Annotated in this window: 17 protein-coding genes and 1 pseudogene; 11 read left to right on the top strand and 7 right to left on the bottom strand. The window is 63.3% G+C overall.

All coding sequences use genetic code 11. The features are described from left to right. Positions 1–128: 128 nt before the first annotated feature. The 4 genes from HMI59_RS12010 to HMI59_RS11995 all read left to right on the top strand — a co-directional run bounded on the left by HMI59_RS12010 (position 129) and on the right by HMI59_RS11995 (position 4,257). Positions 129–326, top strand: coding sequence for a hypothetical protein (locus tag HMI59_RS12010; protein ID WP_166186303.1), 198 nt, complete (start codon positions 129–131; stop codon positions 324–326). Positions 327–403: 77 nt separating this feature from the next. Then, positions 404–1,093 (top strand): TetR/AcrR family transcriptional regulator, encoded by a 690-nt coding sequence (locus tag HMI59_RS12005; protein WP_166186304.1) that lies wholly within the window; start codon positions 404–406, stop codon positions 1,091–1,093. A 142-nt stretch (positions 1,094–1,235) separates the two neighbouring features. Continuing rightward, positions 1,236–2,699, top strand: coding sequence for an APC family permease (locus HMI59_RS12000; RefSeq protein WP_193591446.1), 1,464 nt, complete (start codon positions 1,236–1,238; stop codon positions 2,697–2,699). A gap of 94 nt (positions 2,700–2,793) precedes the next feature. Continuing rightward, positions 2,794–4,257 carry a YdiU family protein gene (locus HMI59_RS11995; RefSeq protein WP_193591445.1) on the top strand — a complete coding sequence of 488 codons (1,464 nt, stop codon included), beginning with the start codon at positions 2,794–2,796 and terminating at the stop codon, positions 4,255–4,257. A 15-nt stretch (positions 4,258–4,272) separates the two neighbouring features. Here HMI59_RS11995 and HMI59_RS11990 read toward each other — a convergent pair whose 3' ends face one another. From HMI59_RS11990 to HMI59_RS11960, 7 genes are all read right to left on the bottom strand, one after another. Next, positions 4,273–6,699 (bottom strand): pyruvate dehydrogenase, encoded by a 2,427-nt coding sequence (locus HMI59_RS11990; protein WP_193591444.1) that lies wholly within the window; start codon positions 6,697–6,699, stop codon positions 4,273–4,275. Between the two features lie 88 nt (positions 6,700–6,787). Continuing rightward, positions 6,788–8,068, bottom strand: a complete 1,281-nt coding sequence (locus tag HMI59_RS11985) for an amidohydrolase family protein (RefSeq protein ID WP_193591443.1) — start codon at positions 8,066–8,068, stop codon at positions 6,788–6,790. Continuing rightward, positions 8,065–9,165, bottom strand: coding sequence for a low specificity L-threonine aldolase (locus tag HMI59_RS11980; RefSeq protein WP_193591442.1), 1,101 nt, complete (start codon positions 9,163–9,165; stop codon positions 8,065–8,067). Before HMI59_RS11980 ends, HMI59_RS11985 begins: the two co-directional genes overlap by 4 nt. Further along, positions 9,162–10,265: an ABC transporter ATP-binding protein gene (locus tag HMI59_RS11975; RefSeq protein WP_193591441.1), complete on the bottom strand. Its 1,104-nt coding sequence runs from the start codon at positions 10,263–10,265 to the stop codon at positions 9,162–9,164. Before HMI59_RS11975 ends, HMI59_RS11980 begins: the two co-directional genes overlap by 4 nt. Then, positions 10,258–12,012: an iron ABC transporter permease gene (locus tag HMI59_RS11970; protein WP_193591440.1), complete on the bottom strand. Its 1,755-nt coding sequence runs from the start codon at positions 12,010–12,012 to the stop codon at positions 10,258–10,260. The genes HMI59_RS11975 and HMI59_RS11970 overlap by 8 nt, the downstream gene beginning before the upstream one ends. After that, a complete protein-coding gene (locus HMI59_RS11965; RefSeq protein WP_227471364.1) occupies positions 12,009–13,118 on the bottom strand; it encodes an ABC transporter substrate-binding protein in 1,110 nt (369 codons plus the stop codon). The genes HMI59_RS11970 and HMI59_RS11965 overlap by 4 nt, the downstream gene beginning before the upstream one ends. Positions 13,119–13,132: 14 nt before the next feature. Continuing rightward, entirely contained in the window at positions 13,133–13,312 is a 180-nt protein-coding gene (locus HMI59_RS11960) for a hypothetical protein (protein ID WP_193591439.1), read from the bottom strand. 209 nt (positions 13,313–13,521) lie between these two features. Between HMI59_RS11960 and HMI59_RS11955 the strand changes: the two genes are divergently transcribed. The 7 genes and pseudogenes from HMI59_RS11955 to HMI59_RS25960 all read left to right on the top strand — a co-directional run. Then, entirely contained in the window at positions 13,522–14,712 is a 1,191-nt protein-coding gene (locus HMI59_RS11955) for a TetR/AcrR family transcriptional regulator (protein ID WP_193591438.1), read from the top strand. A 247-nt stretch (positions 14,713–14,959) separates the two neighbouring features. Further along, positions 14,960–16,312, top strand: a complete 1,353-nt coding sequence (locus tag HMI59_RS11950) for an MFS transporter (protein WP_193591437.1) — start codon at positions 14,960–14,962, stop codon at positions 16,310–16,312. 102 nt (positions 16,313–16,414) lie between these two features. Beyond that, a complete protein-coding gene (locus HMI59_RS11945) occupies positions 16,415–17,269 on the top strand; it encodes a TauD/TfdA family dioxygenase (protein ID WP_062096780.1) in 855 nt (284 codons plus the stop codon). Positions 17,270–17,394: 125 nt separating this feature from the next. Beyond that, positions 17,395–18,303, top strand: coding sequence for a xanthine dehydrogenase family protein subunit M (locus HMI59_RS11940; protein WP_193591436.1), 909 nt, complete (start codon positions 17,395–17,397; stop codon positions 18,301–18,303). Continuing rightward, on the top strand, positions 18,300–18,833 hold the full coding sequence (locus HMI59_RS11935) for a (2Fe-2S)-binding protein (protein ID WP_193591435.1): 534 nt from the start codon (positions 18,300–18,302) through the stop codon (positions 18,831–18,833). Before HMI59_RS11940 ends, HMI59_RS11935 begins: the two co-directional genes overlap by 4 nt. After that, the gene (locus tag HMI59_RS11930; protein WP_193591434.1) at positions 18,830–21,169 is read left to right on the top strand and encodes a xanthine dehydrogenase family protein molybdopterin-binding subunit; all 2,340 of its coding nucleotides are present in this window, start codon (positions 18,830–18,832) and stop codon (positions 21,167–21,169) included. Before HMI59_RS11935 ends, HMI59_RS11930 begins: the two co-directional genes overlap by 4 nt. Continuing rightward, positions 21,162–21,335: pseudogene (locus HMI59_RS25960) on the top strand (XdhC family protein); the annotation flags it as partial. The gene HMI59_RS11930 and the pseudogene HMI59_RS25960, both read left to right, overlap by 8 nt. Positions 21,336–21,740 lie beyond the last annotated feature (405 nt).

Below are 21,740 nucleotides of genomic sequence, written 5' to 3'. Positions count from 1 at the left end.
GTGCCTGGTTCATGATGACCGGGCGGCGCGCGGCCGCGGGTGTCCCAAACTGACACGGTTGGTGCGTTGGCAGGGGACGGATGCTTGAAGAGACCCAACAACCCCCTTATTTTTGAGAGTTGATCTCGATGATGAACAGGAAGCTCGCAGAAGGACGGCACGCCGAATGGTTGCGGGCATCGGCACGCTTCAACGAAACCGATCTTGGTGAGCGGACTGACCTTCACGTGAAGCGCTCCGGGAAGCTCGTCCACCGGATCCTTCCGGACATGGCGCAAGGGCGCGACATCCGCGACGCCTCGCCATGGCCAACACCGGGCTCTTAGCGGGACGAAAAAACCCCTTCCCTGCCTAACGACCGTTAGTTAGACTCTAGGGATAGCCATCCCATCCTGAGGAAGCAATGAGTCAATCGCCGCGTGAGCAGGCAAACGCCGCCATCAAGAAGTTTCTGTCCCGCCGGGATTGGTCCGCCGAATCTCCTGCCCGCCGCCGTACGCTGGCCGCCTTTCTTCGCCTGGCCACGGAACACGGCTTCGAATCAGTGTCAATGCGCACCTTGAGCCACGAGCTTGGCTTGAAGGCTCCGAGCCTCTATTCGAGCTTTCCCCACGGCAAGGACGAGATTGTCGCCGAGTCACTCCGCTGGTTCACGTACAGATTCGCCCATGACCTGCTCGACGCCGCCCTGCCCTCGAGGAGTCCCGAAGAGTACTGGGAGGTGCTTGTGCGCTTCCATTTTGCCCAGCAGCTGCGGCGGCCTGAAGCCGATCTCTGGAACTTCCTGGTTGCCAGGGACAAGGTGGCGCCATTCCTGGACCCGGATGCGCGTGAAGAAGCCTATTCGTGGCTGGAGCTGCATGAACGCATGTACGGCGCGGCGGCGGAAGAAATGGGAAGGAGCATCACCGCTGAAGGCATCAAAGCGGTCTTCACGGTGCTCGACGGAGCACAACGATGGACCGCGTGGAACGGAACCGAAGCCGAGCTGGAACGCCTTTCAGACCACGCCGTCGAGTTGACCCGATTGATTCTTGACGTCGGAAGCCGGGAGCCCGTTCCTGGCCGGATGGTTGCCGCCGCCGCGCACTAAACCCCCAAGCGGATCCGGGTCCGGACGGGACCCCGGCCCTTGCCGGGCTGTTAACGGCAAGGGTGTCCCGATCCGGCACAGCATCGGCTGGAGGCCAGTCGATACTCTCATTCAGCATTGAACATCCAGTGATGAGGATTACATGAACAACACCTCGCTTGACGTACCAAAGGTGACGCGTCAGAACAAGGAAAACCGGCTCAGCGGCAACATGGGAGTCGGCGAGCTCGCAATGAACGTGCTGGCCTTCTCTTCGCCCTTGGCTACCGTAGCCGGTACCCTCCCCGTCCTGCTGATGTTCAGCGGCCAGACGGCACCGGCGATTTACATCGGCGTGACGCTCATGCTGCTGATCTTCTCTGTGGGTTTCGTCAAGATGAGCCGCAGCGTCCAAGGCCCTGGTGGTTTCTATTCCTTCGTCACTGCGGGCCTGGGGAAGCCTGCGGGCCTGGGGGGTGCGTTCCTGGCGCTGGTCGGTTATATCTTCATCGGATTCTTCGCCCCATCCTTCTTCGGGGTGACGCTGCAAGGATTCGTGGCCAGCACCCTTGGTGGCCCGGACATCGCCTGGTACTGGTATGCGCTGGCAATAACGGCTGTCACCACGGTACTGGCCTATAACCGGATTGATTTGTCGGCGAAGCTGCTCACCATCGTGATGCTGCTCGAGGTGGCCGTCATCATCGTTTTCGACATCGCCTCGTTCTCCGCCAACGGTCTCGAGACTGTCCAGAGTGTTGGCTTTGCCCTGCCATCGATCACGGACGCCACCTTGGGACTGGCGTTGTTATTTGCCGTGGGGAACTTCTTCGGTTTCGAAGCCACTGTCATCTACAGGGATGAGGTCAAGGATCCGGATAAGACCATCTCCCGCGCCACGTACCTGGCGGTAGCAGGCATCGGCCTCTTCTACGCGGTAGCAGCGTGGGCGTTCATCGCGTTTCTTGGGCCGGAGAAGGTCCAGGGAGAAGCTGAGAGCAATACAGTCAACTTGTTCAGCGATGCCGTCACCGGACTTGTCGGCAGAATCTTTGCGGACATCGCGGTTCTGCTTCTGATCACCTCAGTGCTTGCGTGCATGTTGTCCATTCAGAACATTGCCGCGAGGTATAGCTTCGCCTTGGCCTCGGATCGTGCCCTGCCGTCGTTCCTGGGCCGGGTCCACCGGCGCCATAAGTCGCCGTATGTTTCCGCCGTAGCAGTGGGCATCGTTTGGGCCGCGGCAATCATCCTCTTTACCGTCCTGGGTGTCGCCCCGGACGTTCTCTACCCCATCGCCAGCGGCAGCGGAACTTTCGCGGTGTTGCTTCTCATGTTCATTACGAGTTTCGCCGTGCTCGTGTATTTTGTCAGGCGCCGCAGCTTCGCACCGGAATCAGTGTGGAAGACGGTGGTTGCACCTGTCATCAGCGTCCTGTTCCTGGGCGCGATCACGTATCTGGCCATAGCCAATTACCCCGAGCTCATCGGGGGATCGCAGCTCCTCACCATCATCTTCATGACGTTCACCTTTGCCCTCTTCCTTGGCGGAATTGCCTACGCGTTGTTCCTTCGCTCCAAACGACCCCACATCTATGCGGGCCTGGGCCGCCAGCGGATCGACTGATGCCCGACGGCCGCTGAGCCTCATGCGGCGACTGAAGGCATCACGGGAAATAAGCATCCTGATTAGTTTGGGCTGCGGCGGATAGCATGGGAGCATGAGTGCATTTGCGCAGCCGACAGTTGTCCTCGGAAACCTCTTTGCCACGGAGTTCCCGGAATTGTCCGTGCCGTGGCAGGCGGAGCAGGCACCTGCCCCGCAACTGGTGGTACTCAACGAGGGACTGGCAGGGGAGCTTGGCCTGGACACCGCGTTCCTGCGGAGCGAGGAAGGTGTCCGGTTGCTGCTGGGCGGCGCCGTCCCTGCAGGTGCGGCGCCGGTAGCGCAGGCTTACGCGGGGCACCAATTCGGCTGGTATTCGCCCCGGCTTGGTGACGGCAGGGCGTTGCTGCTGGGGGAGCTCACCGACGTCGAAGGGCGGATCCGTGACCTGCACTTGAAGGGTTCGGGGCGGACCCCTTTTGCCCGGAATGGTGACGGGCGGGCCGTTCTGGGTCCGATGCTGCGTGAGTACATCGTCAGCGAGGCCATGCACGCACTGGACATTCCCACCACCAGGTCGCTGGCGGTGGTCGCAACAGGAGCCCACGTACAGCGGGAGTCCGTACAGCCCGGAGCAGTCCTTGCCCGGGTGGCCGGCAGTCACCTGAGGGTGGGAACTTTCCAGTATGCCCGCAGCACCAATGACATGGGTCTTCTCCGCCGATTGGCCGATCACGCCATCCGGCGCCACCACCCCGCAGCCGGCGAGGAGGACAATCCATACCTTGCCCTGCTCAGGTCCGTCATTACTGCCCAGGCATCCCTCGTTGCCCGGTGGATGCTGGTGGGCTTCATCCACGGGGTGATGAACACCGACAATATGACCATCTCAGGCGAAACCATTGATTACGGCCCGTGTGCCTTCATGGAAGGCTTCGACCCCGGCACGGTCTTCAGCTCCATCGATGAAACGGGCCGCTATGCGTACCGGAACCAGCCTCCCGTGGCTGAATGGAACCTTGCCCGGTTCGCTGAATCGCTGCTGCCCCTCATCCACCCGGACCAGGAGCGGGGTGTTGCCATGGCTGTCGAAGCCCTGGAAGGATTCCGCTCCCAATACAGTGCCGCTTGGTCTGAGGGGATGACCAGGAAGATCGGTCTCTCCCACGCCACGTCAGGGGAGGACGGTACAGTGCTGGTGGATGAACTGCTGGCTATTGTCCAGGAAGCAGGCGCCGACTACACGTCGTTCTTCCGGAAGCTCGGCCAAGCGGCCCGGGGTAATGCCGCCCCCGCCCGCGGAATGGTCCTGGACCTCCCTCGTTTTGATCGTTGGCTGGCTTCGTGGCAAGCAGCGAATCCGGACGCTGACGCCATGGATAAGGTCAACCCCGCCTACATCCCGCGGAACCACTTGGTGGAGGAGGCCCTATCGGCAGCGAGCGGCGGGGACACCGGCCCGGTTGCTGCGTTGCTTGAGGCCGTCACCTCGCCCTGGCTGGAACGGCCGGGCTTTGAGCGGTTCGCTGAACCGGCACCCGACGGCTTCGGTCCCTACCGCACCTTCTGCGGGACCTAGCCGCCGGGCCGGTTGTCACTGCACGAGGTCCAGGACAGCACGGACCATGCTGTCGGTGTCGATCCCGTGGTAGCGGTAGACGTCGTCGACGGCGCCCGCCTGGCCGAAAGCGTCCACGCCGAGGTTGCGGCTCTTGACCTGGTGCACGCCTGCGAGGAACGCGAGGGTGTGGGGGTGGCCATCCAGCACGGTCACCATGGGGACTGCCCGCTCAGCGGGCAGGATCTGGTCCAGGATCCAGGTGGGTGCGTCCGGGTTTTGTCCGTTGCGGCCTTGCAGGGCTTCATAAAGCAGGCCCGGGCTGGTGACGCAGACGACGTCGACGGCGGTGCCCTGTGCGCCCAGGCGATCGGCGGCGGCAAGCGCATCCGGCACCATGGCGCCCATGGCGGCGATGGTCGCCGCCGGGGCAGGGGTGGCCCGCAGGAGGTAGCCGCCGGCCACGGCTTGACGACGGCGGCGCTCACGGGCGGCGGGATCGGCCGGTACGGCGGCCAATTGCTGGTCGACGGGTTTCGTGGAGAGCCGCAGGTAGGCGGATTTGCCGCCGGGGCGCCCCAGCTGGGACATGGACGCCAGCAGCGTCCATTCCACGTCGATGGCGAAAGCGGGCTCGTAGCTGGTGCAGTTGGGCTGTTCCAAACCGATGGACGGGGTCTTGATGGATTGGTGTGCCCCGCCTTCGGGGGCCAGCGTCACCCCCGACGGGGTGCCGACCAGAATGGATTGCCCGCCGGCATAGATGCCGTAGGACCAGGGTTCCAGGGCCCGCTCCACGAACGGGTCGTAGAGTACGCCGATGGGGAACAACGGCTGTCCCCATCGGCTCCAGGTTGCGCCGAGTTCGCCCAGGAGGCTCACCAGGTTCACTTCGGCGATGCCAAGTTCTATGTGCTGGCCTGTGGGTTTCTCGTGCCAGTGCATGACGGTCTCGGCGTCGTCGCTGAACCAGTTGGTCCGTTCTTCAACCGACCACACGCCTACCTTGTTCACCCAGCCGGCAAGGTTGGTGCTGGAACTGACGTCCGGGCTGACGGTCACCAGCCGGCGCGCGACAGCGGGTGCCGCACGGTTGACGTCGAGCAAGGTTCGGCCCAAGGCTGCTTGCGTGGTTGCCGTGCCCGACGGCGTCCTGCCGAAGTCCACCGGGACGGCGGGCGGGGCCGTTGCAGGTTCAGCGACGCGCCGCAGGGCTTCTGCAGTGGTCCTTACCAGTTGCCCCTCGGTGCTGTCGGCGTCGAAACGTCCCCAGGGTGCGTCGGGGTCCTCACCCATGGCGTCCGCGAGTTGGCGGTACTGGTCCACGGTGAGCAGCGAGGAATGGTTCTGTGGATGCCCTTCGGTAGGCAGGCCGTTGCCTTTGATGGTGTAGGCGATGATCACGGTAGGCCGGGTGTCATCGATCCGGGAGTACGCTTCGCGGAGCGCGGCGAGGTCGTGGCCGCCGAGGTTCCTGATGGCCCGGGTCAGGGTGTGGTCGTCGACGCCGGAAATCAGCTCCGCGATAACCGCAGCGTCGGCGCCCCCGCCAGGGAGCCGGCGTCGAACTTCCTCGGGGGAGCAGCGCAGCAGCCGCTGGTATTCCGGGTTGGACATGTCGAGAATGCGCTCCCGCAGCGCGCCGCCGCCGGGCCGGGCCAGGAGGCTTTCCAGCAGGTGGCCGAAACGCACAGTGATGACCTGCCAGCCGGCAGCCTCGAACAGGCGCTCGATTTTGCCTGCGGCCACGTTCGGCACCACCCGGTCAAGGGACTGCCTGTTGAGGTCCACAATCCAGACGATTTCCCCCAGATCCGCAACATTCGAGTCCAGGACGGCTTCCCAGATGGCGCCTTCGTCGAGCTCCGCGTCGCCTACCAGCGAGTACTGGCGCCCCCTGCCCGGTGTGCCGCTCACAGCCCCGCCGTTCACAGTCCCGCCGTTCACAGTCCCGCCGTTCACAGCCCCACCGTTCACAGTCCCCCCGCTCACGGTTTCGATGTACCGCCGCGAGATGGCACCCCAAATGGGCGCGGTGGCCCCGATGCCGACGGAGCCAGTGGAGTAGTCGACGGGATCCGGATCCTTGGCGCGGCTGGGGTAGCTCTGCAGGCCGCCGAATTCACGCAGCGTGGTGAGGTACTTTTCGTCGAGGCTGCCCAGCAAATAGTTGATGCTGTGGAGCACCGGCGAGGCGTGGGGCTTCACGGAAACACGGTCCTCCGCGCGGAGTTGCCCGAACCACAGAGAGGTCATGATCGTGGCCATGGAGGCACTCGAGGCCTGGTGGCCGCCAACCTTGATGCCAGAAGGGTTGGGGCGCACCCTGTTGGCGTGATGGATGATTGAGGTCGCAAGCCACAGCACCCGTCGTTCTATCGCGGCAAGGGCCTCCAATTCAGGGGTGCAAAGCGTCGGGGCTGCAGTGCTGGCCAGGGGGTCGCTGACTGGGGTTGGATTCATACGATGCCTTACTGGGGGTGTCGGTGGGACAGGGGTATGGCGGATGCCGCGGAGACGGGCCGCCAAAGTTGTGGGGTAACGCCGCTGCTTAGTGCGCGATCAACAGTCCGCGCTTGAGAACTCCAAGGGGCGTTTGGAGGGTGGTGATGTCTTGGAGGGGGTCTGCCGAAGTAAAGATGAGGTCGGCCCACAAGCCGGGCCGGACGCGTCCCACTTGCGACTCCAACCCAAGCATGGAGGCGGCTTCAGTGGTCGCGGATTTCAGCGCATGCTGTGCTGTGAGGCCGGCAGCAACGTAGCGCTCCAGCTCGCGGGCAAGGAGGTCGAAGGTGACGTGCGCAGGGCCCGCGTCCGTCCCCGCCACGATGGACACGCCGGAGTGGAGGAACTCCGTCACGTTGGTGAACCGCGATTCGAGCCTTGCCACCACGTTGCGGTCCAGCGGGTTGGCCAATACCTGGCGTCCCTCCTGCAATTGCCGCGAGACAATGTCTGCCGCTATGACGGTCGGCACAATGTGGATGCCGGCATCGGCCGCCCTGCGCAAGAGCCCGGGATCGGGGGAGCATCGTTCGTCGGGCCCCAGCATCGAGGCATGTTCCAGCGTATGGACGCCGGCGTCAATGCAGGCGGCCATGGAGGAACTGGCGTGTGCGTGCGCTGCGGTCTTCATGCCGTAGGAACCGGCGATCACCACTGCCTCCCGGAGAAGCACGGGATCGAACTCAAAGACGCTGGGACTGGTCCCGGGCGTGAAGCCGCCGCCGCTGGCCATGAGCTTGATCCAGGTGGCACCGGCCGCGTGCTGTTCAGCGATCAGGGTGTGGACGTCGTGCCGGGTCCGTACTTCTCCGCCCATGTCGTGGGCGTGCCCGCCGACCCTGCAGAGCGGAGCACCACAGTGAACCACAGTTGCGACGTCCGATGCCATGCCCAGTGCTGCCCGCATGGGAGCGAGCAGCCGCTTGGGTGTTCCGCAGTCGCGGACTGTGGTGATACCGGCCCGGAGCGCAATCCGTGCGTTCGATACAACCTGCGCAATGATTTCTTCATCGCTGCTGGACTGGTGGGTGGCCTTGGGGTCGTCGCCGCCGTCGAAGGCCAGATGGACGTGGGCATCCATCATCCCGGGAACCACGAAGTTTCCCTTGAGGTCAAGCACATTCCCTGCGCCGGGTACCCGGCCCGCAGGGGTGACACGGGAGATCTGCCCCGCCTGGAGCCATACGTCGCTGGGGGAGGAGGATGTGCCCGTCCCGGGATCAACAACACGCGCGTTGAGCAATACGGTGACTTCGTCACCCCGCCGGGCAGCCCGGGGGGCGCTGAACGGCAGGGGCCGGTCCGTCACGTCAACGGTGGTGGTCATGTCAGGAGCTCCTTCTTGCTCACGTGCATTGAGTAGGTTTCGTCCAGCAATTCGCAGAGGGCTTCCGCGGCGAGGCGTACACCTGCGGCGTCCACATCAAGGTGGGTGACGGCACGAATCGTGGAGGGGCCAAAAGCGCCCATTCGAACCCCGCACTTCCGGAGCAGGCGCTCCACCAGAACCGGGGCAGTGACTGGGCAGTCCACCAGGTCAAAGAGGACAATGTTGGTCTGAACCGTGGCGGGGTCGATCGAGATGTGGCGGTGACCGGCCAGCAGCTCAGCCAGGAGGCGGGCGTTGGCGTGGTCGTCGGCCAGTCTGTCCACGTTGTTGCGGAGGGCAAAGGTGCCGGCCGCGGCCACGATGCCGGACTGGCGCATGGAGCCACCCCACCGTTGTTTCAGGCGCCAGGCTTCGCTGATGAAATCCGCGTCTCCTGCCAGCACTGCTCCCACGGGGGCGCCCAGTCCCTTGCTGAGATCCAGCCAGACTGAGTCGAACGGGGCACAGAAATCGCGGGCGGACACTCCGGTGGCTACTACCGCATTGAGCAGGCGGGCGCCGTCCATGTGGGTCTTGATCCGATGCGCCCGTGCTACCGCGGTCACGGAGGTGATGCCCTCCAGGGACCAGCATGTGCCGCCGCCGAGGTTGGAAGGCTGCTCAATGGAGAGCACCGCATTCCGGGCCATCGACCGGCCCTCCGGGCGGAGGGCCGCTGTGAGCTGGTTAGCGGAGAAAACACCACGATCGGCTTTGATGGGCCTGAACAAGGCTCCGGCCAAGGCTGGTGCCCCGGTTTCCTCGTGGCAGAGCGAGTGCGCGTTGTCGTCAACAAGGATTGCATCGCCCGGGCGGCAGTGCAGGGCGTAGGAGATCTGGTTGCACATGGTCCCTGATGGCAGGAAGACCGCTTCTTCCTTGCCCAGCAGTTCCCGGGCCAGCGCAACGAGTTCGTTGGTGGAGGGGTCTTCACCCTTTTGTTCATCCCCCACCTCGGCGTGGGCCATGGCCTGCCGCATGGCCCCTGAAGGCCGGGTAATCGTGTCGCTGAAAAGGTCGATGCGGATCGGGTAGGGGGACCCGACGGGAATCACAGGGCGCCCTTGGTTGCCGGGGCAGTGCGGGGTTGGAACAACTTATAGCCGTCCCGTGGGATGCCCACGCGCACATGGGACGAGTCCGTCCGGTCGCGGGTTTCCACCACCAGCGACTGCTCGCCGACCCCCACCCTGTACTTGAAGTGATGGCCGTGATAGGACCTCTCCAGGACGGGGCCGTTGACCGTCATTTCATAGCCCTCGGAGGGTGCGTCGTCGGGCAACAAGGCCAGGGCCTCAGGCCGGACGGCAACCACGACGCCGTCGGAATCCAAGGACGACGGCACGTGGATCGCCTGGTCCAATCCGTCGATCTTGATCGTCAAAACTCCCTTGGACCGGGAGATGACCGTGCCCTCCAGCAGGTTGCTGGTGCCCACGAAATCGGCCACGAATATATCGGCGGGATCGTTGTAGATCTGCTCAGGCGTGCCGATCTGCCGGACCATGCCGGCCGACATGACCGCGATCTTGTCACTCATGGCCAGCGCTTCGTCTTGGTCGTGGGTCACGAACACCGTGGTCACGCCAATCCTGCGTTGCAGCTGAAGCAACCAGTCGCGGGTCCGTTCCCGCAGCTTGGCATCAAGGTTGGAAAACGGCTCGTCAAGCAGCAGCAGCCGGGGAGGGAAGGCCAGTGCACGCGCCAAGGCGACGCGTTGTTGCTGACCACCGGAGAGCTGGTGCGGGTAGCGGTCTGCCTGATCGGCGAGGTCCACCAGTTCAAGAACTTCATCGACGCGGCGGCGGAGTGCATCGGATTTGTACCGTCGCAGCTTCAGCGGGTAGCCGACATTGTCGCGGACCTTCATGTGCGGCCACACGGCATACGACTGGAAGACCACGCCGCAGTCGCGGCGTTCCGGAGGCAGGAAAGCGGACGTGCCGTGATCGAACAAGGTGCGGTCGCCCGCGACGATGCTGCCGCCGTCGGGCTTGAGCAGTCCTGCGACCGACCACAGCGTTGTCGACTTCCCGCAACCGCTGGGCCCCAGCAGGGTCAGGATCTGCCCGTCGGAAGCGGTCACCGATACGTTGTCCAGGACCGTCAGGTGGCCGAACTTCTTGGTGAGGTTGGTAATGACCAGATCAGACATTGGGGCGAACTCCAAACAGAAGGCGTCCTGCGGCCAGGACTGCTGCGGTGATGACGAGTTGGATGACTCCGAGGGCGGCGACGGTACCGCCGAGGCCTGTGGCCGCGATTTGGAGCATGGCCAGTCCCAGAACCTGCGTTTCAGGGGTTACCAGGAAGACTGCGGCGTCGGCTTCGTTGAGCATGGCCACAAAAAGCAGGACGAACGAAATCCCCATGGCCGGCCTCAAGAGCCGGATGATGATGGTTCGCATCGCGGTCCACCAATCCGCTCCTGCGGAGCGCGCAGCCCGGTCCAGGTCCTCACCCAGTGCGGCAAGGGAGGGATAGAACGCGGCGTAGCCCATGGCCAGGGCCCGGACGCCGAAGGCGATTCCCACGGCCCAGAGTGTGGCCCTGAACGTTCCTGATTGATCCAGGATCGCGAAAGTCCAGAAGAAGGCCATGCCGGTGATGATCCCCGGGACGGCCCGGGGATACAGCACGATGTGTTCCAGGGATCCGCGGAACCGGAAGGTGGAGCGGTGGGCCACCAGTGCGATGACCGCGATGCACGCTGTGGCGATCGCGGCACCAACGATGGCGATCAGCAAGCTGTTGCCGATGGCTCCGGTGTACAGCGGGTTGGTCAGGATTGCCGAAAAGTGGTCAAGCGTGAGGAGGCTGAACGGGTTGATTGCCGGCGTCAGAACCGCGGTCACCGAGGCGAGGACCACGCCGCCCAGCGGAATGATGGTCGCCGAGCCCAGGACAATTCCGACGACGGCGGACAGCACCCAGCGCAGGGGGCCGAGTTTGACGACGTTGGCAGGCCTCGATGACTTGCCGCCGGTGGTGGTGAAACGGGCGAGGTCCCCGGCCAGCCGGTTGCGCAGCAACAGCAGCAAGGTGACGGCGAGCAGCAGCATGACGGCACCTGCAGGGAGGACTCCGCCGCCGCCGTCGGCACTTCCCGTCCATTGCCGGTAGAGATAGGTGGACATCATGTCGATGTTCTTTGACGTGCCAAGGATCAGCGGAATACCGAGTGTTTCCAAGGCCAGGGCAAACACCAGCAATCCGGAATTCAGCAGTGCCGGACGCAGCAGGGGCAGGGTCACCGAGAGCACGGCGCGGAGGGGACCTGCGCCGGCGCACCGGGCGGCTTCCTCCAGCGTCGAGTCACCGGAGGAGAGCGTCCCGCGGGCAAAAAGGTACACCACGGGTGAGCCTAGGACGGTGCCCATGACCACCATTCCCGCAACACTGTAGAGGTCAAAGGGGACACTGAAAGGCGAGAACTGCTCCAGTACGTGGGTGGCGTATCCGTTCTTCGACCACATCGACTGCCAGCCAACGATCAGCACCAGTCCGGGCAGGACCAGGGGCAGGACGATCAAAGCTGAGTAGAGCTTCCGGAGCGGCAGGTCGGTCCGTGCCACCAATAGGGCGACGGTGGTTCCCACCAGCACTGACCCGACGGTTGTGAAAACGGCGAACTGCAGGCTGTTGGCCACTGCCGACCACCACAGGGGGTCGGCCGCCAACTTGCCGAAGTTCTCAAGAGTGGCGCTGCCACCGCCCTCGTAAAGGGGTGTGGACCAGAGCGATGACCAGACAATCGGCACGATCGGGCCGAGAACCAGCAGGACCGTCAACAACCAGACACCGTAGTGGATGACTTTTTCGGGTAACCATGCCCGCTTGATGGGTCCGTACCCGGGAGGCCGCTCCTGCGTCCCGGGTACGGCGAGCGTGGAGCTGCTCATCGTCCGAATGCCTCTTTCCAACGGTTCTTGAACGCCGGCGAATCGTTGATCAGGGCCTCATCCCACGTGGCGATGTTGATGTTTTCAGCGCCCAGTTGCTCCGTGACCTTTGCCAGGTTTACCGGGCAGTCCACGCCGTCCAGGTAGGGTGCGAATCCGCCGGTACAACCGGCTGTCTGGCCGGCCTTGTCAATGAGGAAATTGACGAACACCTTTGCCGCGTTGGGGGACTTGCCACCTGTTGTCGCCCCGGCGCCGCGGGGCATGAAGGGAGTTCCGTCCTTGAAGAACCTGTAGTTCAGTACCTTGGCGGTCGCGCCGGTGAGCAGCGGCCTGGTGGCACCGGATTGGAAGTAGGACATGGTGTACTCGCCCTGCAGGAGTTTGTTGAACATGGGTCCTGCGCTGGCTTCCACCTTGGTGTTCGGACCGAGCTGGTCCAGGATTTTCCATCCCGCTTCTCCGGCTTTGGCGATGTACGCGTGGTTGACTGTGTAGCCGAACTCCGTGGTGCCGTCATACGTAACGATCTTTCCCGCCAGTTTAGGGTCGCCGGACATCCTGGCGAGCGCCTCGAGGGAATCTGGCTGCTCGGACTCGGGCAGGAGGGTGGTGTTGATCAGCGCCATGACCGGATTGAGTTCCATGGCGAAGACTCCCGGGGCGAGTTTCGCGAAGTCCGGCAGTGGCGCAGCGGCAGGAGGCGTGAAGTCCTGGATGTCGCCCCGCTTGACCAAGTCCAGGAAGTTCGCGCCTTGCAGGCTGACAATCACGTCTGCGGTCTTTCCGCCCGTGGCCTTCTCGTTGAGGTAGCGCTGGAAGCTTTCGGTTCCGCCGAGGCTGATGTAACTGGTCTTTATGCCCGGATATTGGTCTTGGAAGGCGGCCAGTACCGGCTTCATGGATGCCTCGTTGGCCTCGCCGTAAACCAGCAGCGAGCCTTCCTTGTTTGCAGCCTCAACGATCGCCGGATCCATGGCGGCTGCGGTGGGGATGTCAGTCTTGGCAGCGTACGCATTGGGAGTCTCACTCCCACTGCTGCTGCAGCCAGTCAGGGCTGCGAAACCGCAAAGTGCGGCCACGGCGAGTATTGCACGTCGTTTCATGTGGGACTCCTTTGTCACTGGACGTTGCTCTTTGTCTCTACGGCGACCTTGGCTTTACGCCGCCCTTGGCTTGAGCGGCGAAGGGGATATCGCGAGGAGATGGTCAGGGGCCTGTGCTCCTTGGGGTCCACGGGCAGGTGGGCCGCCAGGGTGACTGTTGTTGCTGTGCCCCCGGTTTTCGACCATCTCAACATTCCGTAAGTGAATCTGCCTCGGCCTTCGAGGTTTTCTTTCCGTGCTGCTCGCGCTGCGGGGAAGAGCTGGTGGTCCCGCTGCGGCGATGTGCAGTAAGCCCGCTTACTAACTCGCATCCATGGATGCGGATGAGTTCCTGTGGCTTGTTCTTCAACTTTGGCACGCGGCGGGCTATTGCGCAATAAGTGAATCTGATTAATCTTGAGATATGGAGAAAGCGTCCACAGCCCCGGAACGCGGTACACGGCCCCGCAACCGCCGAGCCCTCATACTCGCTGCGGCGGCGGACCTCTTCGCGCAACGGGGGTATCCGAAAGTCAGCATGACCGATGTAGCCAAGGCGGTCTCCGTGCAGCCGTCGGCCCTGTACCGGCATTTCCCAGGCAAAGGCGAACTGCTCCGGGAGGCCGTGGCGGCGAACCTCCAGCCTGTTGTGGAGAGCGTCATCCAGGCGCCCGACGGCGATCTTGACCAGTTGGTCTTGTCACTCGGCCGGGCGCTTTTGGAGCATCGCGGGAACGGCGTGCTGTGGGAGCGGGAATCGCGCCACCTGCCGCCTGCGGTCCGCTTCGATATAGCCAGCGGCGCCAAGTTCGCCATCAGCAGCAAGCTCCAGTCCGGCACTGCTGCGCTTCCCGCAGCAGAGGCCGATCTGCGGGCGTGGGCGATGTTCGCTGTGATGGTCAGTGTGTCGTGGCATCCGAACCGGCTCTCGAAAGCGGACGAGGAAACCCACCTCGCCACGCTTGCCCGCACTGTGATCGACATGCCGTTGCCGCCGATCAAGGAATCGGACCATCGAGCCGGTGCGGCACTCTCCGTGCCGCGCAGCCGCCGCGAGGCTCTGTTGGCTGCCGCAATCAGGCAGTTCGCTACGTCCGGTTTTGATGCGGTCAGCCTTGACGATATCGGCGCCGACGTCGGGATAGCCGGCCCCGGCATCTACCGTCACTTCAGCAATAAGGCAGAAATGCTCGCTGCCGCGCTTTACCGGGCCACGGAGGTCCGTTGGATGGACTTGTCGCGCGCCCTCTCTGAAGCCTCGGATTCATCCGCGGCGCTCCAGCGCATCCTGTCGTCGCACATTTCCTTCGCGCTGTCCTGCCCGGAATTCCTGCAACTGGCCGTCTCCGAGCGCCAGCACGTTCCCGAACGGGACCTGCAGAATCTTTTGGAGGCGCAGAACGACTATGTCGCCGACGTCGCCTCACTGGTCCAGGACGCTTACCCGGGTACGGATCAAGAAGTAGTCAGAGTCCGCGTGAAAGCAGCTTTGCATGTGATCAGCAGCGTCGTCCGTACGCCGTTCCTGCGGGACATCCGCGGCATTCAGGACATCCTCGAGGACCTCGCGTGGGGAATTATGGTGCCCGCTGCCGATCAAGGCGCCACGTCATGAGCATCGGCCGAAGGGACTAGCCCACAGCAAACAGTTCCTGTTCGCACCACGCCGGAAGCCCCTCGGGGGCTCCACCACTGCCAAAATGAGATCTTGCGCACAAGACATCTCAGCAATAAGATAATCAACACTGAAGTAATTTGCATCACTTCAGATCTCATTCTCAGACAGGTGCCTTGGCTGCCCTGATCACCAGGGCCCACGCAAAGCGGGGCCGACTGTTTGCAAAATTACCTGGAGGCACAATATGAGTGCAGTGGTCCCACAACCATCGGGCGGCAGCTCTCCGAGAAAGGTCGCCATCGCGAGCCTCATCGGCACAACCATCGAGTGGTACGACTTCTTTATCTACAGCACCGCAGCGGTGCTTGTTTTCAACCAGCTCTTCTTCCCGGGCTTCGACCCCACAACCGGCACGCTGCTCGCGTTCTCGACCTTCGCCGCCGGCTTCGTCGCCCGCCCCGTAGGAGCCATCGTCTTCGGCCACTTCGGTGACAGGGCGGGCCGAAAGCCGATGATGGTCCTCACCATCCTGATCATGGGCATAGCCACGGTCGCCATCGGATTATTGCCTACCTATGACGTCATGGGTGTGTTTGCCCCCGTCTTGCTGGTGATCCTGCGGCTTTGCCAAGGGTTTGCGCTCGGCGGAGAGTGGGGCGGGGCCGTGCTGATGGCTACCGAGCACTCCCCGCAGGGCCGGCGCGCCTTCTTTGGCAGCTGGCCGCAAGCAGGCGTGGCTGTGGGACTCATCCTTGCCATGACCTTGTACATCCCGCTGGAATCCATGTCGCCGGACGCCTTCATGGCCTGGGGCTGGCGGGTTCCGTTCATGCTGAGTGCCGTGTTGGTCATCACCGGCCTGGTCATCCGCGTAAAGGTGGCAGAAAGCCCGGAGTTCGATCGAGTCAAGGCTAACCACAGCGTTGTGCGCATGCCCGTCATCGAAGTACTTCGAACCCACCCGAAGCAGGTGTTCCTTGTAGCCGGCGCAAGCCTGGTTCCGGGCATCTTCTTCTACCTCATCACCGTGTACAACTTCGTCTACGCCGGTAAGTCCGAAGAGTTCGATTCGACCTCCATGCTGGTGCTGGTGATCATCACCTCGGCCGTTGGTTTCTTCGTCAATCCGGCAGCAGGTGCCATGGCGGACAAATACGGCGCACAGCGGGTTTACCTGTGGGGCCTTGTACTCATCGTGGTGGTTGCGTTTCCGCTCTACTTCGCCCTCGACGGCGGCTCGTACGGCTTGATCGCCGTTTGCTACTTCGCCGCAACCATCGCCGTGTACATCCCGTGGGCATTGTCGCCTGCGTACTTCTCCACGGCCTTTGACGCCAAGGTCCGTTACAGCGGGTTGTCCCTGGCAACCACGCTTGGCAACCTCCTCGGCAGCGCCATTGCACCCCTTATTGCCGGCGCCTTGTTTGCTGCGACGAAAGCGTCGGTCTCCACCTCCATTTACGTCTTCGTCGCCGGTGCGGTTTCGATCACCTGTGCGTTGGCGCTGGGGCGCGTCATCCGAAACAAGGCCTTGCGGGCCGGGAAAGGCAGCGACGGCAGTGTGCAGGAGTTTGCTGCCCGCACGTATTCGGAATGAGTCGACACCAAAGGATTTCCCAACAAAAGCAGCCCGTCTGATCAGTCAGCGTTGACGGACACGGGCTCCATGCAACAGACCAAACAAAAGGAAGGAACGACCATGAGCGGCAATGATCAAGAGTTCAAGACATTCACTGTGGAACGTGCGACACCGACTATCGGAGCCTACATCCACGGGCTGGATCTGCGTGAGGGCATCACTCCTGAGTGCCGGCGGGAACTCCGGGAAGCATTCCTTGAATACCAAGTGCTGTTTCTCCGAGACCAGCAAATTACTCCGGACGACCAGATTGAGTTCGCCAAGGTCTTCGGCGATCCGCAGGAAGTCAGCGCATTCTTCCCATCCCTTCCCGGCTATCCGCACATTGAGGTGTTGGAGTCCCGGGGCCGGGCTGCTGGAACCGACGTGTGGCACTCCGACCTGACGTGGCAGGCTACGCCGAACTCCGCCACCTGCCTCCATGCGCAGGAAATTCCCCCGTGCGGCGGCGACACCCTCTGGGCAAGTATGACCGCGGCTTATGACGCCCTGCCGGAGAACGTGAAAAACGTCATCGACGGGCTTGAAGGAGTGCACGACTGGGAAAAGGAACTGACCGGCGTCGTCCGGCAAGGCCCGGATGGCGAGGCACGCTATGAGGAAACGCGACGCAAATACCCGCCCATGACCCACCCCGTGGTGCGCAAGCATCCGGAAACGGGCCGCAAGCTCGTGTACGTCAATGCGTTGTTCACCACCCGCCTCACGGGTATTTCCACGCAGCTGGGCGACTCGTTGCGGAACATGCTCACGGACCTCGCCCGGACCCCCGAGTACCAGGTCCGGTTCCGGTGGGAGCCCAACTCCTTGGTGATCTGGGATAACCGTTCCACCCAGCATTACGCAGTGGGCGACTACCACCCGCATTACAGGCTGATGCACCGGGTCACGCTGAAGGGCGACCGCCCGGCCTAGTGAAACTGCCCGCTCCGGGTGGCCCGAACGGGCCACCCGGGACGGTTGTTTGCGAAACCAGGAATCAACCACGGCGGTAGTCCGTGGAAAGCGCCTACATGGCGAGAGTGAAAGAAGGCTGACCAATGCGAGGCCAGAAATTAGGGGCGGGCCTGATAGCCCAGAGCCAGTCCGCCCTCCCACCGTTTGTTCTGCATCGGCCTGCTTCACTGGGAGAAGCTGAGGCGCTGGTCCGACAGCACCCACACGCTGTGATCGCGGCGGGCTGCTCGGATCTCATGGCCCAAATCCGTGAAGGATTGGAGCCACAGGTGCTGATTTCCCTGCAGGGAATCAAGGAACTGCGGGCTGTCTCGAACGACGCCGGAACTCTGCGCATCGGTTCCTTGGTCAGCCACTACGAAGGCAGCAGGAGTCCGGAAATCCTGTCGTCCCTCCCGGCCCTGGCTGCGGCTTGGGGATCGATTGCAACAGTTCGGATCCGTTACCGCGGCACCCTGGGAGGCAACCTCCTTGCGCGTCGGTATCGCTATGAAATGCCGGTCATTTTGTCCGCCCTCCAGGCTCGCATGCACTTTCAGGGCGGAGACCTTGCAACCCTCCCGGTTGCGGAGCTCTGGGAGGGGGAGCGCAGGAGCCCTGGTGTCATGACAGCCGTCAGCGTGGACACCGCATCCCTGCTGTGGTTCGGATACGAACGCACCATGCGCCCGGTCAGCACAGTGGCCATTGCCGTGCGAAGCAACGCCAGTGGCGACGTTACGGTAACCGCCGTCTGCGGGAGCGAATACAGGCGGCCCTATGTCCTCACCCACACCGTCCCCTCCCACGCCGACCTCTCCCATCCCGCCGGTGGAACTGCAATAGCTGACCTCGACCCTGCCTCTGTCGCAGAGATTCTCGCAGCGCAGCTCCCGGAGGAGGCGGCCGACTACGCCGGATCCATCAGTTACCGCCGGCACCTGGCGTCTGTGCTTTGCCGCCGTCTTCTCGTCCAAGCAACCGGAAACCAAAGGAAAGGAAGCCAGCCATGAGCCTTGAATCGCCGGTGCCCGGCCACGACCCCGTTACCCACGATCTCGAATTCGAACTGAACGGAAGCCCCGAGAGGCATCGTGTTCCTACCAGCGCGACCGTCCTGGACGTGTTGCGCAACGCCTGCGGGAAGCAAGGGGTTCGTGCCTCGTGCGAGCGCAGTGTCTGTGGTGCCTGCACTGTCCTGGTGAATGACTTTCCGGTAGCCGCCTGTTCCACGTTTGCCTTCGACGTCGAGGGTGCCCGGGTTGAAACGGTGGAGGGCCTGGCCCGCCGGGATGGGACGTTGAGTGCCCAGCAGCAGGCATTCAGGGAATGCGGCGGCTTCCAGTGCGGGTTCTGTACGTCGGGCATGCTGATGCTGACCACTGGCCTGCTGCGGCAGGATCCACAGCCGGACCGGGACCGGATCCGGGAATGGATCAGTTCGAATACCTGCAGGTGCACGGGATACGAAATGATCCTGGAATCCGTGGAACGTGCCGCAGAGCTCTCCGCCGCGGAGCAGCAGGAACGGGCGTCGGAATGAACGGGACAGCCACTCCCGGCAAGGCAGGGGAGCCGATCGCGGGACGCGACCGCCCGCGCCTGGACAGCACCGCCAAGGTCACCGGACGCGCACTTTACACGGTGGACATCAAGAAGGCCGGAATGCTCCATGCCAAGGTCCTCAGAAGCCCGCATGCACATGCCCGGATCCTGGGCATCGATGCTTCGGCGGCCCGCGCGCTGGCCGGAGTCACTGCGGTCCTCACGCGTGAGGAGATCGGTGGTTTGAAGTCCTACGGTACCTACGTCAAGGACCAGCCCATCGTCGCTACGGACTCGGTCCGCTACGTTGGCGACGTCGTTGCGGCAGTTGCTGCCGTGGATGAACGCACAGCCATCGCGGCCCTGGATTTGATTCAGGTGGAGTACCAGCAGTTGCCGGCTGTTTTTGGTGCCAAGGAAGCAACGGACGCCGCGGCACCTGCCATTTTCCCGGAGCAGCCATTCGCCGTCTCCCCAACGTACGGGGACGGCGCCTTCGGTGCGCCACATACCGCGCACAACGTGAGTTACGAGTTCCGCTACGAAACGGGGGACGAGGGCGTCTGGGCAGAGTGCGACTACGTTTTTGAAGACACGTTTACGTTCTCCCGGATGAACCATCTGCACCTGGAACCCTTTGTCACCGTGGCCGAAGCGACCTCGGGGCAGATCGAGGTATGGACCTCCACCCAGAGCCCGTTCCCCATGCGGACGGAGCTGGCGCGGGTCTTTGGCGTGCCGGAGAACGATGTCCGGGTGAACGTCCCATTGCTGGGCGGCGGCTTCGGGGCCAAGAACGGCCCAAAAACCGAGGCTATCGCCGTCCGCCTGTCGCAGTTGTCCGGCGGCCAACCCGTGCGCTACTGCATGAGCACCGAGGAAGTCTTCCTGACCTTGAGCCAGCATGATGCAATCCTCACGGTTAAGTCGGGACTCAAGGCTGATGGGGAGTTCGTGGCCCGCCAGTCCAGGGTGTTGCTCAACGGCGGTGCCTATGCGGATGCAAGTCCGTTGGTGGCAGAAAAAGCCGGTTATCGGATGCCGGGGGCCTACCGCTGGAAGCGGATCGATTCGGTGTGCCAGGCGGTCATCACCAATACAGTGCCGGCAGGCGCATACCGTGGTTTCGGCGCGACCCAGGCCACCTGGGCCAGTGAACGCCAGGTGGACTTGATCGCTGAGCGGCTGGGATTCGACCCCCTGGAACTGCGGCTGAAGAATGCCAAGGGCCTGGGCGAGGAATTCGTCCCGGGCGAAACGCCCATCGATTCGGACCTGAGGCACGGTTTGAACCTCGTAGCGGACGCCATCGGCTATCGCGACCGGAGCCGCTTACCCAACCGTGGCATGGGTGTCGCCATAGGAATCAAGGACGGTGGCGGCGTCAACAAGCCCGCCCAGGCCCGGGTCAAAGTGGCCACCAACGGCGATGTCTTCCTCAATTGTGGCCTGGTGGAAATGGGCCAGGGCGGCCATTCGGCGCTGTGCCAGATTGTGGCGGAGACTCTGGCGTGCGATCCGAAGCGGGTTAAATATGCGGCCATCGACACCGATAACACCCCCTTCGACCAGGGAACCAATGCCTCATCGGGCATCGCCGTCATGGGTCACGCGGTCCTGCAGGCTGCTGAACGCGTGAAGTGCTCAGTGCTGGACGTAGCGGCCGAGCAGCTGCGGTTGGATCGCGAATCGATCCGCCTTCAGGACTGGCACATCATTGATGCCGACGGTGCCACGCATGATCTTCCGCCGTTGATCATGGACAGGTTCGGCGGGACAGGCTACGAGTTCACCGGGGACGGATACTTCAAGGTACGTAATTCCAGCCGCGCCCCGCTGGAGGCGCCGTGCATGTTTTGGGAGATCGGCTGGGCAGCTGCCGAAGTTGAGGTGGATCCCGAATCCGGGCGGGTGGAAGTCCTGCAGCTGGTCGTCAGTGGCGACGCCGGCAAGGTGGTGAACAAGCTTGGTTGCCGGGGCCAGGACGAAGGCGCAGCGGTCTTCGGACTCGCGCAGGCACTCTTTGAGGAACTGCGGTATGACGACGACGGCCAGCTGCTGAATGGTGAAGCACTCCTCTACCGCGTCCCGTTGGCCGAGGACATCCCGCAGCGCTTCTTCTCCATCACCCAGGAACAGGGCCATGGCGCTGGACCCTTCGGAGCCAAGGGCATGGGCGAGGGGGGCATGCTGCCTATCGCTCCTGCGATTGCCCAGGCAATTGCCGACGCCACCGGGGCGCAGCTCACGTCGCTGCCCATGACGCCGGAACGGGTCTACAACGGCATCCGGGCTGCGCAATCGCGTCAAGGCAGGGTCGAGGCCGATGCGTGAAGTGATGGAAGCGCTCGACGGGGCGTTTTCCGACGGACGGCGCGTCGCGATGGCCACGGTGGTCCGAACCGAGGGATCAGCGCCACGCGCAGTCGGTACGTCCATGCTGGTCACCGGCGAGGGGTCGCCGATCGGCTCGGTGTCGGGTGGCTGCATTGAGGCCAGCGTGATCGAACAGGCTGCCACAGTGCTCGCCACCGGGGTCCCGGAGCTGCTTCATTTTGGCATGTCCGACGACGACGGGTTCAGTATCGGCCTCACGTGCGGCGGCAGCGTGGATATTTTCGTGCAAGCATTCGAGCGTGCCACCTGCCCACATTTTGCGTCCTTGCAGAAGGCGTTGGAGCAGAATTCACCGTGCGCCATGGTCACCATTTTTGAGGGCGCACCTGGACTGCTGGGTCGCTCCTGGCTGGTCCATCAGGGTTCTGCCATCACACAGCTGTTTGCCGGTGCAGGCTTGGCGCGGGATGTTGTTCAGGCCGCAGACAGCGCCGTTCAGGAGGCCATAGCGTCCGGAAGATCGACGTCGGTCACTCTTCCTGCTGTGACCGGCAGCGACGAACGCCTG

The sequence above is a fragment of the Paenarthrobacter sp. YJN-5 genome, from assembly GCF_015040095.1.
Taxonomy (GTDB): domain Bacteria; phylum Actinomycetota; class Actinomycetes; order Actinomycetales; family Micrococcaceae; genus Arthrobacter; species Arthrobacter ureafaciens.
Note: the sequence above shows the minus strand (reverse complement) of the source record. Positions and strands in the feature narration are given on the sequence as shown.